Origin of the sequence: Bradyrhizobium diversitatis (genome assembly GCF_016031635.1) — a bacterium.
GTDB lineage: Bacteria > Pseudomonadota > Alphaproteobacteria > Rhizobiales > Xanthobacteraceae > Bradyrhizobium > Bradyrhizobium diversitatis.
On sequence record NZ_JACEGD010000003.1, the window covers coordinates 36,912 to 49,958 of the forward strand.

The 13,047-nt window shown below is 66.0% G+C and carries 12 protein-coding genes; 9 read left to right on the forward strand and 3 right to left on the reverse strand.

All coding sequences use genetic code 11. The features are described from left to right. Window positions 1-41: 41 nt before the first annotated feature. A complete protein-coding gene (rplT, locus tag H1B27_RS03175; RefSeq protein ID WP_027561620.1) occupies window positions 42-401 on the forward strand; it encodes a 50S ribosomal protein L20 in 360 nt (119 codons plus the stop codon). An 8-nt stretch (window positions 402-409) separates the two neighbouring features. Here rplT and H1B27_RS03180 read toward each other — a convergent pair whose 3' ends face one another. Continuing rightward, entirely contained in the window at window positions 410-949 is a 540-nt protein-coding gene (locus H1B27_RS03180; RefSeq protein ID WP_311976924.1) for a hypothetical protein, read from the reverse strand. A gap of 31 nt (window positions 950-980) precedes the next feature. Between H1B27_RS03180 and pheS the strand changes: the two genes are divergently transcribed. The 4 genes from pheS to H1B27_RS03200 all read left to right on the forward strand — a co-directional run bounded on the left by pheS (window position 981) and on the right by H1B27_RS03200 (window position 5,839). Beyond that, complete coding sequence (pheS, locus tag H1B27_RS03185) at window positions 981-2,063, forward strand: phenylalanine--tRNA ligase subunit alpha (protein WP_197964978.1); 1,083 nt, start codon at window positions 981-983, stop codon at window positions 2,061-2,063. An 80-nt stretch (window positions 2,064-2,143) separates the two neighbouring features. After that, window positions 2,144-2,608, forward strand: a complete 465-nt coding sequence (locus H1B27_RS03190) for an endonuclease domain-containing protein (protein WP_197964979.1) — start codon at window positions 2,144-2,146, stop codon at window positions 2,606-2,608. After that, a complete protein-coding gene (pheT, locus tag H1B27_RS03195) occupies window positions 2,605-5,013 on the forward strand; it encodes a phenylalanine--tRNA ligase subunit beta (protein WP_197964980.1) in 2,409 nt (802 codons plus the stop codon). Before H1B27_RS03190 ends, pheT begins: the two co-directional genes overlap by 4 nt. Window positions 5,014-5,068: 55 nt before the next feature. Then, window positions 5,069-5,839 carry a sulfite exporter TauE/SafE family protein gene (locus tag H1B27_RS03200; RefSeq protein ID WP_197964981.1) on the forward strand — a complete coding sequence of 257 codons (771 nt, stop codon included), beginning with the start codon at window positions 5,069-5,071 and terminating at the stop codon, window positions 5,837-5,839. Window positions 5,840-6,030: 191 nt separating this feature from the next. On the opposite strand, the gene H1B27_RS03205 is transcribed toward H1B27_RS03200, so the two are convergent. Then, a complete protein-coding gene (locus H1B27_RS03205; RefSeq protein ID WP_197964982.1) occupies window positions 6,031-7,419 on the reverse strand; it encodes a flavin monoamine oxidase family protein in 1,389 nt (462 codons plus the stop codon). A 192-nt stretch (window positions 7,420-7,611) separates the two neighbouring features. Here H1B27_RS03205 and H1B27_RS03210 point away from each other — a divergent pair, with 192 nt between their 5' ends. Then, window positions 7,612-8,577 (forward strand): YiiX/YebB-like N1pC/P60 family cysteine hydrolase, encoded by a 966-nt coding sequence (locus H1B27_RS03210; protein ID WP_061879995.1) that lies wholly within the window; start codon window positions 7,612-7,614, stop codon window positions 8,575-8,577. Window positions 8,578-8,750: 173 nt separating this feature from the next. Here the strand turns inward: H1B27_RS03210 and H1B27_RS03215 are convergent, their stop codons facing one another. Beyond that, the gene (locus H1B27_RS03215; RefSeq protein WP_197964983.1) at window positions 8,751-9,026 is read right to left on the reverse strand and encodes a metal-sensitive transcriptional regulator; all 276 of its coding nucleotides are present in this window, start codon (window positions 9,024-9,026) and stop codon (window positions 8,751-8,753) included. Between the two features lie 56 nt (window positions 9,027-9,082). Here H1B27_RS03215 and H1B27_RS03220 point away from each other — a divergent pair, with 56 nt between their 5' ends. The 3 genes from H1B27_RS03220 to H1B27_RS03230 all read left to right on the forward strand — a co-directional run bounded on the left by H1B27_RS03220 (window position 9,083) and on the right by H1B27_RS03230 (window position 13,023). Beyond that, a complete protein-coding gene (locus tag H1B27_RS03220; protein WP_197964984.1) occupies window positions 9,083-11,527 on the forward strand; it encodes a heavy metal translocating P-type ATPase in 2,445 nt (814 codons plus the stop codon). Window positions 11,528-11,601: 74 nt separating this feature from the next. Then, a complete protein-coding gene (gene nikR / locus H1B27_RS03225; protein WP_197964985.1) occupies window positions 11,602-12,048 on the forward strand; it encodes a nickel-responsive transcriptional regulator NikR in 447 nt (148 codons plus the stop codon). A 234-nt stretch (window positions 12,049-12,282) separates the two neighbouring features. Further along, a complete protein-coding gene (locus H1B27_RS03230) occupies window positions 12,283-13,023 on the forward strand; it encodes a sulfate transporter family protein (protein ID WP_197964986.1) in 741 nt (246 codons plus the stop codon). Window positions 13,024-13,047: the final 24 nt, after the last annotated feature.

The window sequence follows — 13,047 nt, forward strand, 5'->3', positions numbered from 1 at the left end:
GCGGCGATCCGAAAACCAAGTCATCTCTGAAGGATTTCGTCATGTCTCGCGTCAAACGCGGTGTGACCGCCCACGCCAAGCACAAGAAAGTCTACAAGGCCGCCAAGGGCTTCTATGGCCGCCGCAAGAACACCATCCGCGCCGCCAAGCCGGCCGTGGAGAAGGCCCAGCAATACGCCTTCCGCGACCGCAAGCGTAAGAAGCGGACGTTCCGCGCGCTCTGGATCCAGCGCATCAACGCTGCCGTCCGTCCGTTCGGCCTGACCTACAGCCGATTTATCGACGGCATGGCCAAGTCCGGGATCACCGTGGACCGCAAGGTGCTGTCGGATCTCGCGATCAGCGAACCCGCCGCCTTCCAGGCGATCGCCGAGAAGGCCAAGGCTGCGCTGGCCGCCTGAGGCCTGCGCTAGCGGGCCTTTTGGCCCGCAGCCTTCAAAGCTTGTTGCGAGTAGCGCTGGGCGACCTCCGCCCGGCAGAATGCTGTCGCCGAAATATACATGGTGCCGGACTTGTTCCGGTACTTGCGATCACACGCCTGCAACTCGCGCTGATAGCTGAGCTTCTGCGGCGGCTTCTGCTGGCCGACGAAATCAGCTTCGCATTTCTTCTCGACCACTTCACCGAACTGCGCGTCGCCGCTGGCGCCATATGCGCAGGCCTCGAACAGCTTCATGGCAGGGCCGCAGCCAGGCGCCGCATTGAGGACTGCGATGACGTCGTCCATCGACGTCGATTTGGCCGGGCATTCCTCGGCGTAGGCCGCGCCACGCAAAGCACCTTCCAGCACAAGCAGGGCCAGACCAACCAGACAGGATCTCGAAAGCATCGCAAGACTCTCCTTATACCCCCATTGGTGCCGGGTCCCCGCGCAGCGTTCAACCCGGCCGGCCGCAAGCCCGAAATGACCGGCTTTTTGCTTGACGTTACGGCCTTCGGGCGGCGACAACCCAGCCGAATTTGGAGCCAAGGATTTGACTGTGTCCGACCTCGCAACGCTCGAAACATCCATCCTCGACCAGATCGCCGCCGCCGGCGATGAAGCCGCGCTCGAAGCGGTACGCGTCGCAGCCCTCGGCAAGAAGGGCTCGATCTCGGCGCTCCTCGCCACGCTCGGCAAGATGTCGCCTGATGAGCGCAAGACGCAGGGCGCCGCGATCAACCAGGCCAAGGACAAGGTCACCGAGGCGCTCGCCGCGCGGCGCCACGTGCTGAAGTCGGCGGCGCTCGATGCGCGGCTCGCGTCCGAGACCATCGACGTCACCCTGCCGCTGCGCGACGCACCGGTCGAGGCCGGCCGCATCCATCCGCTGAGCCAGGTCTGGGACGAACTGACCACGATCTTCGCCGACATGGGATTCTCGGTCGCCGAAGGTCCCGACATCGAGACCGACGACTACAACTTCACCAAGCTGAATTTCCCGGAAGGCCATCCCGCGCGCGAGATGCACGACACATTCTTCTTCCACCCGAAGGAGGACGGCTCGCGCATGCTGCTGCGAACCCACACCTCGCCGGTGCAGGTGCGCACCATGCTGAGCCAGAAGCCGCCGATCCGCGTGATCTGTCCGGGCCGCACCTACCGCATCGATTCGGACGCGACCCATACGCCGCAATTCCACCAGGTCGAGGGCCTCGTCATCGACAAGACCTCGCATCTCGGCCACCTCAAGTGGATCCTGCATGAGTTCTGCAAGGCGTTCTTCGAGGTTGACCACATCAACATGCGCTTCCGTCCCTCGTTCTTCCCGTTCACCGAGCCGTCGCTGGAAGTCGACATCCAGTGCCGCCGCGACAAGGGTGAGATCCGCTTCGGCGAGGGCGAGGACTGGCTCGAGATTCTCGGCTGCGGCATGGTGCATCCGAACGTGCTGCGCGCCTGCGGCATCGATCCCGACGAGTACCAGGGCTTCGCCTGGGGCATGGGCATCGACCGCATCGCCATGCTGAAATACGGCATCGCCGATTTGCGCCAGCTGTTCGACAGCGACGTCCGCTGGCTGAGCCACTATGGCTTCAAGCCGCTGGAGGTGCCGACGCTTGCGGGGGGACTGAGCTCGTGAGGGTTGTGAGTAGCCGTACAAAGACTCTCTCCGTTCCCTCCCCCCTTGTGGGGGAGGGTCAGGGAGGGGGGTAGCCGCGGATGCCGCACGCAGTTGTAAGCGAGCGACAGCGCAGCCGGGCGAAACAGCTTCGCCGAGCGATGACGCGCGCCGAAACACTGCTGTGGCGGCACCTGAAGGCTAACCGCATGGATGGTGTTGGCATCCGTCGCCAATCGCCAATCGGAAACTACATTGCTGACTTCGTGTGCTTCTCCTCAAAGCTCATCATCGAGCTCGATGGGGAATCCCATGATTTCGAGGAACGTCAGAAAAAAGATGAGCGTCGCGACGCTTTCTTCGCAGCCGAGGGCTTTCAGGTTCTGCGCTTCACCAACGATCAGGTGATGACGAACCTTGAGGGAGTTGTTGAGGCAATTCGCCAGGCAGCTTCCGCCGGAGCCCGCGGCTCACCCCCCTCCCTGACCCTCCCCCACAAGGGGGGAGGGAACACTAGCACCGACCAATGTAACTCCACCGACAAGAGCCGAGGCACACAGCCATGAAATTCACCCTCTCCTGGCTGAAGGATCATCTCGAGACCGACGAGCCGCTCGACAAGCTCGCCGAGAAGCTCACCATGATCGGGCTCGAGGTCGAGAACATCGAGGACAAGGCGAAGGCGCTGAAGCCTTTCACCATCGCGAAAGTGATCTCGGCCGAGCAGCATCCGAACGCGGATCGGCTGCGTGTCTGCATGGTCGATACCGGCGACGGCGGCGCGCCGGTGCAGGTCGTCTGCGGTGCGCCGAATGCGCGCGCCGGGCTCGTCAGCGTGTTCTCAGCCCCCGGCACCTACATTCCCGGCAAGGACATCACGCTCGGCATCGGCACCATCCGCGGCGTCGAGAGCCGCGGCATGCTGTGCTCGGCGGCCGAATTGCAGATCTCCAACGACCATGACGGCATCATGGAATTGCCGGCGGACGCGCCTGTTGGCGCGGCCTACGCCGAATGGGCCGGGCTCGGCGATCCCGTGGTCGAGATCAACCTGACGCCGAACCGGCAGGACTGCACCGGCGTGCACGGCATCGCGCGCGACCTCGCCGCCGCCGACATGGGCAAGTTCAAGGACCCGACCATCAAGCCCATCACGGGCGAATTCCCGTGCCCGGTGAAGGTCACGGTCGAGGATTCCTCGCTGTGTCCCGGCTTCGCGCTCCGCCTCGTGCGCGGCGTCAAGAACGGACCGTCGCCGGAATGGCTGCAGAAGCGGCTGACCGCGATCGGACTGCGTCCGATCAACGCGCTGGTCGACATCACCAATTTCATGACCTTCGACCGCGCGCGGCCGCTGCACGTGTTCGACGCCAAGAAGGTGAAGGGCAATCTCGTCGTGCGGCGCGCCCGCGACGGCGAGACGCTTCTCGCGCTCGACGGCCGTACCTACAATCTCGATCCCGCGATTTGCGTCATCGCGGACGAGCACGGCGTCGAATCGCTCGCCGGCATCATGGGCGGCGAGGCCTCCGGCTGCGACGATGACACCACCGACGTGCTGATCGAATCGGCGCTGTGGAACGAGATCAACATCGCCCAGACCGGCCGCAAGCTCGGCATCAATTCCGATGCGCGCTACCGCTTCGAGCGTGGCGTCGATCCCGCCTTCATGGTGCCGGGGCTCGAGCTCGCGACCAAGCTGGTGATGGAGATGTGTGGCGGCACACCGTCCGAGACCGTCGTGGTCGGCAAGGCCTTTGGCGATGACCGCCTCATCGAGTTCCCGGTCACTGAGGTCAAGCGGCTCTCCGGCATCGAGGTGCCGCAAGCGGAGATGAAGCGCATCCTGACCCATCTCGGCTTCATGATGGCGGGCCCCGGCCCGGTCGTGAAGGTGGCGGTGCCGTCCTGGCGCACGGACGTGCACGGCAAGGCCGACATCGTCGAGGAGATCGTCCGCATCTTCGGCGTCGACAAGGTGCCGATGACGCCGTTCGAACGCGGCGAGGACGCGCGCAAATCGGTGCTGACGCCGCTCCAGCTGCGCACCCGCCGCGCGCGACGCGCGCTCGCCAGCCGCGGCATGGTCGAAGCCGTGACGTGGTCGTTCATTGCCAAGCCCGCGGCCGAATTGTTCGGCGGCGGCCAGCGCGAGCTCGAAGTGGCCAACCCGATCGCGTCCGATTTGTCGGACATGCGCCCGACCTTGCTTGCGGGCCTGATCGCGGCCGCGCAGGCCAATGCCGATCGCGGCTTTGGCGATGTCGCGCTGTTCGAGGTCGGCCAGATCTTCAAGGGCGATCGCCCGCAGGACCAGTTCATGGCGGCAAGCGGCGTGCGCCGCGGCTTTGCCTCCTCGGAAGGCCTCGGACGGCACTGGACCGGCTCGACGCAGGCGGACGTGTTCGACGCGAAAGCCGATGCGCTGGCGGTGCTCGCTGCGGCCGGTGCGCCGATGCAGGCGCTTCAGGTCGTGGCGGGTGGTCCTGGCTGGCTGCATCCGGGGCGTTCCGCCACGATCCAGATCGGCCCGCAGAACGTGCTCGGCCATTTCGGCGAGATGCATCCGCGCGCGCTCGAGGCGCTCGGCGTCGATGGTCCCTTGATGGTGTTCGAGGTCATTCTCGACCGCATCCCCGAGGCCAAGAAGAAGCCGACCCGCGCCAAGCCGCTGATCGAGCTGTCCGCCTTCCAGCCTGTTACGCGCGACTTCGCCTTCATCGTCGACCGCGACGTGAAGGCCGGCGACATCGTCCGCGCCGCGCAAGCCGTCGACAAGAAGCTGATCACCGGCGTGAACGTTTTCGACGTCTACGAGGGCAAGGGCATCGATGACGGCAAGAAGTCGATCGCGATCGCGGTGACGATCCAGCCGCGCGAGAAGACCCTGACCGACCAGGAGATCGAGGCCGTCGGCGCCAAGATCGTGGCCGAAGTCACGAAGAAGACCGGCGGTACTCTGAGAGCATGATGCCGAGAAGTGTGAAGCGGTTTTCGGACGACATCATGCTCCAGAATCGATAAGCATGAGTCTCGCCGACTTTCTCCCGAAGGATGTCAGCCTCACCATTGCGATGGCGCTCTGCGCCGTCGCTTTCGTTTCGGGCACCGCACGCGGCTTCTCCGGCTTCGGCTCGGCCCTGATCTTCATGCCGCTGGCGAGCAGCATCGCAGCGCCGCGGCTCGTTGCGGCCCTGCTGCTCGTCATCGATTTCGTCGCGGCCGCGCCGCTGCTGCCTGACGCATGGCGGAAGGCCGACCGCAGGGCCACCGCCGTGATCGTGCTGGGCGCGCTGGTCGGCGTGCCCGTCGGCACGTATTTCCTGAGCGTGCTGGAGCCCGTCACCACGCGATGGATCATCTCCTGCTTCGTCGCCGCCCTCCTGCTCCTGCTGCTGTCGGGCTGGCGCTATCGCGGCAAGGACCACGCCTGGCTCTCGGTCGGCATCGGCGGTCTCTCGGGCTTCTGCAGCGGCCTCGCGCAGACCGGCGGCCCACCGATCGTCGGCTACTGGCTCGGCCGCCCGATCGCACCCATCATCGCACGCGCCAACATCTTGCTGTTCTTCGGCGCCTCGGATTTCTTCTCGATGGTCAGTTACGCGGCTACGGGCCTGATTTCGCGCGAATCGCTGGCGCTCTCGCTAGTCGTCGGGCCGGTCTATGCGATCGGCGTCGCCTTCGGCGCCTCGCTGTTCGGCCGCGCGAGTGAAAGAGTGTTTCGCGGGATCTGCTATGCGCTGATCGCGGTGGCGGTGATCGCCGGGCTGCCAGCGTTGGACGGGATTCTGCGGTAGCTCTCTCCGCCAGTCGTCCCTGCGAACGCAGGGACCCATACCGCGTGATCTATCGAGTAGGCACAGGTGACAGTGCCGACGCAGATCTCCTGACTGCCAGCCTTCGCCAAACTTCTCCCTGTGGTTCTGGGTCCCGGATCTGCGCTTCGCTTGTCCGGGACGACAGCGGAGATTGTTGGGGCTTGATTGCCTTACGGCCGCGGCACGCGCCGCTTCTTCGTCGATTGCGTCGGCACGTCGGCCGGCTCGGACTTGAGCGCGCCGATCTTGCGCAAGGCGGCATCCGCGGCGCGCTCGCCGCTTTCCCAGGCGCCGTCGACGGTGCCCCAGAGCGTCTCGTGCGTGGCTTCGCCGGCGAGGAACATGTTGCCGATCGGCTCGCCCAGGGTCTTTCGCGAAAGCTGGCCGCCGGGCGAGGATGCCGACATTGCGCCCAACACGTAGGGCGCGGCATTCCAGCGCGTGGCGCTGGTCTTCTGCACGGCCGAAGCGGCCTCGCTGCCGAACAGCTTGGTGATCCACTCCTTCGCGAAGGCGGCCATGGCCTTCTCGCCCTGCTCGGAGAGATCGCGGCCGAAGGAGCCGCCGACATCGATCGAGCACAGCGAGGAGCCGCCGATATTGGCGAACATGAGCGCCGTGCGCGTCGAGTTGCTCTGCTCGATGAGGATATCGTCGCGCGACAATCCGAGCGGATTGCCCGGCAGTTGCAGCACGATGCGATCGTAGCTGCCCAGGGTGAGCTTCGAGGCCGCGTCCAAGGTGCGCTTGGGGATGTCGGGTGCGAACTTGATCGCGCCCGACGTCAGCACATTGGTCGAAACTGTGAGGATGGCGGCGCGTGCGGCGATCTTGCCGGCTTGCGTCTCCACGCCGACGTCGCGGTTGCTCCAGACGATCCGGCTCGCCGGCGTCGACAGCACCATCGGCACCTGCTCGCTGAGCTTGGTGATCAGAGTGCCGAGGCCCTGGCGGCAGGCGATCGCCGCATTGCGGTCCTGCGCGCGTCCCTTGTCGATCGCGGACAGCTCCTTCAGGTCCTTGCCGGCGAAGCTCGGGCCCAGCATGAACTCGGCCGCGCCTGCCCAGTCGCCGAGGTCCTTCGGCAGCACGGACGCGCAGGAGGTGTCCAGCTTGCCGCGCGCGGCCTCGTCGATGGCGCGGTTGGCGCGCACCAGCGCCGCCAGGAACTGCTCGGTCTCGCCCGCACGCGCGTTGCGGCGGCCGATGCGCATCTTCTGGCCCGATGGCGCCGGCAGCGCGTCCAGCCCGACACTGCGCGCCAGCCGGATCATCGGATTGGTGTCGGGATTGTACATCCAGCGCGCGCCGCGGTCGAACGGCGTGTCGAAGGTCGTGCGATCGGTGATGCAACGGCCGCCAACGTGCGGTGCCGCTTCCACCACGATGACCTTGCGGCCGGTCGCCATGATGCGCCGCGCCGCGGCGATTCCAGCAGCTCCCGCCCCGATCACGACGATGTCGGCCTCGCGCGGCAGGGGCGCGGCGGATGCGCGCAGGACCGGCATCGCCGCAAAGGACGCCGACGCGACAAGGAAACCGCGGCGCGTGATTGTCATGTCATGGTTTCCGGGGACTTGCGGCGTATGGGAACAGCCCGCGAACCTTGCTGCATCTGATGTTGCACGGCAACCATCATGGTGAATCAATCGTGCTTGATCTCACAGAGTGATGAACCGAATTGCAACACGTTTCGACCATGATAGAGAAGGGAAAAAGACGGCCGGAAAAGGCCGTGGGGGGAGTTTGACATGGGGACGGTCCTGGATTCGGTCGGCAAGCTGATTGCCGCGTACCTCTCGAAGGAGGTGCCGGGCTACGAGCCGTTCACGCCGAGCGACCCGGAGCATCTGCGCGGCGTCATCGAGCCCGGCGACGTGCTGCTGGTCGAGGGCAACAACCGCATCTCCGGCATCATCAAATATCTGACGCAGTCGACCTGGTCGCATGCGGCGCTCTATGTCGGCCCGGTCGCGGGTGCGGAGGAGGCTGACGGCGAGCCGCATGTGCTGATCGAGGCCAATATCGGCGAAGGCGTCACATCGGCGCCGCTGTCGAAATATTTCCCCTACCACACCCGCCTCTGCCGCCCTGTCGGGCTGTCCTATGAGGACCGCACCACGGTCTGCCGCTACGCCATCAACCGCATCGGCTTCGGCTACGACACCAAGAACATCGTCGACCTCATGCGTTATCTGTTCCCGATGCCGATACCGCAGCGCTGGCGCCGGCGCATGATCGCGATCGGCTCGGGCGACCCGACCAAGATCATCTGCTCGGCGCTGATCGCGCAGGCCTTCGACGCCGTGCGCTATCCGATCCTGCCGAAGATCACCAAGGCCGGCAGCCGTGCCGCGCGCCGCGAGATCCTGCACATCCGCGATTCCTCGCTCTACATGCCCCGCGACTTCGACATCTCGCCCTATTTCGAAGTCGTCAAACCCACCATCGTGCACGGCTTCGACTACACCGCCCTGCACTGGGCCGACAAGCAGAAGCCGCTCGAGGAGGTAGCGGGCTCATTCAGTGTGTTTCCAGAAACGGTCCTGGCGCCGCCGCTCATTCCTGAGGCGATTGACGAAGAGGCGCCGGCTGAGATTCCGGCTGAAGAAGTGAAGGCGCAACTCGCGGAGATCACCGCCGCGTTCTCCGAGCATTTTGTGCAACTGAGCGACCTCGCGGCGTACCGCGCGCGGGCGCGGGAGATGGCGGCTTAAGTCACGCCCCGAAACATCGCCCTGGCTTTCGCCAGAACGACGCTGGAGGAGATGCCGCGTCCCTCTCCTCCGTCGTTGCGAGCACAGCGAAGCAATCCAGACTGTTACCGCGGCGACAGTCTGGATTGCTTCGTCGCAAGAGCTCCTCGCAATGACGGTGGAGGGAGCGTGGGCTACCGGTCGGCCCGCCCGATCACCGCCATCAGCTCCGCGATCTTCTCGCGCTGGTCGGCCTTGTCGCCGCTCGCAATGGCGTGCTCGACGCAATGGGCGACGTGATCCTTCAGGACCTCCTCCTCGACGCGGCGCAAAGCGGCGCGCACCGCCGAGATCTGCGTCACGATGTCGATGCAGTAGCGGTCTTCCTCTACCATTTTCGACAGGCCGCGAACCTGGCCTTCGATCCGGCCGAGACGTTTTCCGACAGATGCCTTGATGTCCTTGCGCATGGGGTCTATATACCCCTACTGGGTATAGGTTGCAAGACCAGGGACAGGACCGGAGCATGGCAACGAACAGCAGCGAGCATCGTCACGACGCGGAAACACATTCCGGCTGCGGCTGTTCCACGAAAGCTGCACCGCCGGCGGCGAAGCCCGCGGCATCCGCATGCTGCGGCGGCCACGGCGATCATTCCGGCCACGACCATGGTGATGCCGCGACCAGGGTGAAGGACCCGGTTTGCGGCATGACGGTCGATCCCGCGACCTCGAAGCACCACTTCACACATCACGGCGAGACCTTCCATTTCTGCTCGGCCGGCTGCCGCACCAAGTTCGCCGCCGATCCTGCCAAATATCTTGCGAAGGAGAAGGCGCGCGAGCCCGAGATGCCCGCGGGCACCATCTACACCTGTCCGATGCACCCCGAGATCCGCCAGGTCGGCCCGGGCAGCTGCCCGATCTGCGGCATGGCGCTGGAGCCTGAGGTCGCAAGCCTGGAGACCGGCCCCAATCCGGAGCTCGCCGACATGACCCGGCGGTTCTGGATCGGCGGCGCGCTGGCGCTGCCGGCCGTGGTGCTGGAGATGGGCGGCCATCTCGCGGGCCCGCACAACTGGATCGATCCGACGCTGTCGAACTGGATCCAATTCGTCTTTGCGACGCCCGTGGTGCTGTGGGCGGGCTGGCCGTTCTTCGTCCGCGGCTGGCAGTCGCTGCTGACGCGCAACCTCAACATGTTCACGCTGATCGCGATGGGTACCGGCGTTGCCTATGTCTACAGCGTGCTCGGCACCGTCACGCCGCAGATCTTCCCCGCCACCTTCCGCGGTCATGAAGGCGCGGTCGCCGTCTATTTCGAGGCAGCCGCCGTCATCACCGTGCTGGTGCTGCTCGGCCAGGTGCTGGAGCTGCGCGCCCGCGACGCGACCTCGGGTGCGATCAAGGCGCTGCTCCAGCTTGCACCGAAGACGGCACGCCGCGTCGATGCTGATGGCAGCGAGCACGAGGTCGAGATCGACACGCTCCATGCCGGCGACCGCTTGCGCGTTCGTCCCGGCGAGAAGGTGCCGGTGGACGGTATCATCCTGGAGGGACGCTCCTCGCTCGACGAATCCCTGGTCACAGGCGAATCCATGCCGGTCACCAAGGAGACCGGCGCCAAGGTCATTGCCGGCACGCTGAACCAGTCGGGCAGCTTCGTGATGCGGGCGGACAAGGTCGGGCGCGAGACGCTGTTGTCGCAGATCGTGCAGATGGTCGCGGACGCGCAGCGCTCGCGCGCGCCGATCCAGCGCCTGGCCGATCAGGTCTCCGGCTGGTTCGTCCCGATGGTGATCGTCGTCGCGCTCGCTGCCTTCGGCGCCTGGGCCTGGTTCGGACCGGAGCCGCGGCTGGCCTTCGGCCTCGTTGCAGCCGTCAGCGTGCTGATCATCGCCTGCCCCTGTGCGCTCGGCCTCGCGACCCCGATGTCGATCATGGTCGGCGTCGGACGCGGTGCGCAAGGCGGCGTTCTGATCAAGAACGCCGAGGCGCTGGAGCGCATGGAGAAAATCGACACGCTGGTGGTCGACAAGACCGGCACCCTGACCGAGGGCAAGCCCAAGGTGGTCGCGATCGTGCCCGCGGCCGGCTTTGCCGAAGACGACATCCTTCGGCTCGCGGCCAGCGTCGAGCGGGCGAGCGAGCATCCATTGGCTGACGCCATCGTGCGCGCGGCCAAGGAGAAGCAGCTCACGCTTGGCCAGGTCGAGCAATTCGATTCGCCGACGGGCAAGGGCGCGACCGGCAGGGTCGAGGGCAGGACCATCGTGCTCGGCAATGCAAGATACCTGACGTCGATCGGCATCGAGACCAGGGCGCTCGACACCGAAGCCGAACGGCTGCGTGGCGACGGCGCGACCGTGATCAACATGGCCGTCGACGGCCGGCTGGCCGGCCTGTTCGCGATCGCCGATCCGGTCAAGGCCTCGACCCCGGAGGCGCTGAAGGCGCTCGCGGCGGAAGGCATCAAGGTGATCATGCTGACCGGCGACAACCGCACGACGGCCGAGGCCGTGGCGCGCAGGCTCGGCATCGCCGATGTCGAGGCCGAGGTGCTGCCGGACCAGAAGAGCGCGGTGGTCACCAAGCTGCAGAAGGCCGGCCGCAGCGTCGCGATGGCCGGCGACGGCGTCAACGACGCACCGGCGCTGGCGGCAGCCGAGGTCGGCATCGCCATGGGCACCGGCACCGACGTGGCGATGGAGAGTGCCGGCGTCACGCTGCTCAAGGGCGATCTTGTCGGCATCGTGCGGGCGCGAAAACTGTCGCAGGCGACGATGAGCAACATCCGCCAGAACCTGTTTTTCGCCTTCATCTACAACGCCGCCGGCATTCCGATCGCCGCCGGGGTGCTCTATCCCACCTTTGGCGTGCTGCTCTCGCCGATCATCGCCGCAGCGGCGATGGCGCTGTCCTCGGTGAGCGTGGTCGGCAATGCGCTGCGCCTGCGCACGACGCGACTGTGAGCTACCGGCACACTCTCTCGCCTCGCCTTGGCGGAAAGGCTACAACAGCCCGGTAGCCCGATGGAGAGGACCCGATGCAGCGGATAACGATCACGATCGAGGACGATCTCCTGGCGGAGATCGACGCCGCGGCGGAGGCGCGCGGCTATCAGAACCGCTCCGAGATCATCCGCGATCTCGCCCGCGCCGGCCTGCAACAGAGCACGGAGGGCACGCCACAGACCGGCCAATGCGTGGCCGGTCTCGTCTATGTCTACGACCACGCCGCGCGCGATCTCTCAAAGCGCCTGGTGCAGGAATTCCACGGCCATCACGACCTCGCGCTGGCGACGCTGCACGTCCATCTCGACGACGACAATTGCATGGAGATGACGGCGCTGCGCGGCAACGCCTCCGAAGTCAGGCACTTCGCCGACCACATCATCGCCGAACGCGGCGTGCGCTACGGCCGCGTGGTGATGATCCCGACCGGCGAAGGCAAGCAGGCGAAGGCGCGCAAGCACGGGCACCGGCATGGGTAGCTAGGAGCTTGAGTGCCCCGGACGCAGCGCAGCGCGCACTTGCGCGATGTGCTGTAGAGCCGGGGCCCATCTCGCCGCAAGCTCCTGGGTCCCGGCTCAGCAGCGCGTCATTGCATGCCGCGCTGCGTCCGGGACACGGGACCCGCAATCCGCAGACCTGGGCAGCCACCCGCCCTTGCCGAAGCCGCATTCGGTGTCTACCTCTCGCGAAGTGTTGACCTGAGAGGATCTCCCATGCTGGATGCCGCCATCAAGGCGCTGTCGCAACTGCTCTCGCCGCCGATGCGCTCGATCCTGTGGCGATCGGTCGGCCTGGCGCTGGTGCTGATCACCGTGCTGGCGATCGGCCTGCAGCGGCTGCTCAGCTGGTTTGCGACCAATGGCGAGGTCTGGCTGGAAGGCCTGCTCGGACCGGGCTGGCATTCATCGATCGACGTCCTGTCCTGGATCGTCTCGATCGCGGCGGGCCTCGGGGTCGTGTTCGGCGGCATCTTCCTGATGCCCGCGATCACCTCGCTGGTGGCGAGCCTGTTCGTCGACGACGTCGCCGACATCGTCGAGCGCGAGCATTATCCGGCCGAGCGGCCCGGCGTGGCGCTGCCGCTCAGCCAGGCGATCCTCGAGGGCATCAAGACCGCGCTGCTGACGATCGTGGTCTATCTGGTCGCGTTGCCGCTGGTGCTGTTCGCCGGCGCGGGATTCCTGATCTTCTTCATCGCCGCCGCCTGGCTGCTTGGCCGCGAATATTTCGAGCTCGCGGCGATGCGCTTCCGGCCGCCGGAGGAAGCCAAGGCGATGCGGCGTGACAACGCCGCCACGATCTTCACGGCCGGGCTCTTCATCGCCGCCTTCGTCTCGATCCCGATCGTCAATCTGGCGACGCCGATCTTCGCCATGGCCTTCATGGTCCACATGCACAAGCGCCTGTCGGGTCCGCGGCCAGAGCTGATCGAGCCGGCGCGGCAGGTGCGGTGATTGTGCTCTCCCGCTTGCGCTTGC

Bases quoted from the DNA above. Each gene is read 5' to 3' on its own strand.
- rplT (WP_027561620.1), top strand. From the start codon at position 42: ATGTCTCGCGTCAAACGCGGTGTGACCGCCCACGCCAAGCACAAGAAA.
- H1B27_RS03190 (WP_197964979.1), top strand. From the start codon at position 2,144: ATGCCGCACGCAGTTGTAAGCGAGCGACAGCGCAGCCGGGCGAAACAG.
- pheT (WP_197964980.1), top strand. From the start codon at position 2,605: ATGAAATTCACCCTCTCCTGGCTGAAGGATCATCTCGAGACCGACGAG.
- H1B27_RS03200 (WP_197964981.1), top strand. From the start codon at position 5,069: ATGAGTCTCGCCGACTTTCTCCCGAAGGATGTCAGCCTCACCATTGCG.
- H1B27_RS03205 (WP_197964982.1), bottom strand. From the start codon at position 7,419: ATGACAATCACGCGCCGCGGTTTCCTTGTCGCGTCGGCGTCCTTTGCG.
- H1B27_RS03210 (WP_061879995.1), top strand. From the start codon at position 7,612: ATGGGGACGGTCCTGGATTCGGTCGGCAAGCTGATTGCCGCGTACCTC.
- H1B27_RS03215 (WP_197964983.1), bottom strand. From the start codon at position 9,026: ATGCGCAAGGACATCAAGGCATCTGTCGGAAAACGTCTCGGCCGGATC.
- H1B27_RS03220 (WP_197964984.1), top strand. From the start codon at position 9,083: ATGGCAACGAACAGCAGCGAGCATCGTCACGACGCGGAAACACATTCC.
- nikR (WP_197964985.1), top strand. From the start codon at position 11,602: ATGCAGCGGATAACGATCACGATCGAGGACGATCTCCTGGCGGAGATC.
- H1B27_RS03230 (WP_197964986.1), top strand. From the start codon at position 12,283: ATGCTGGATGCCGCCATCAAGGCGCTGTCGCAACTGCTCTCGCCGCCG.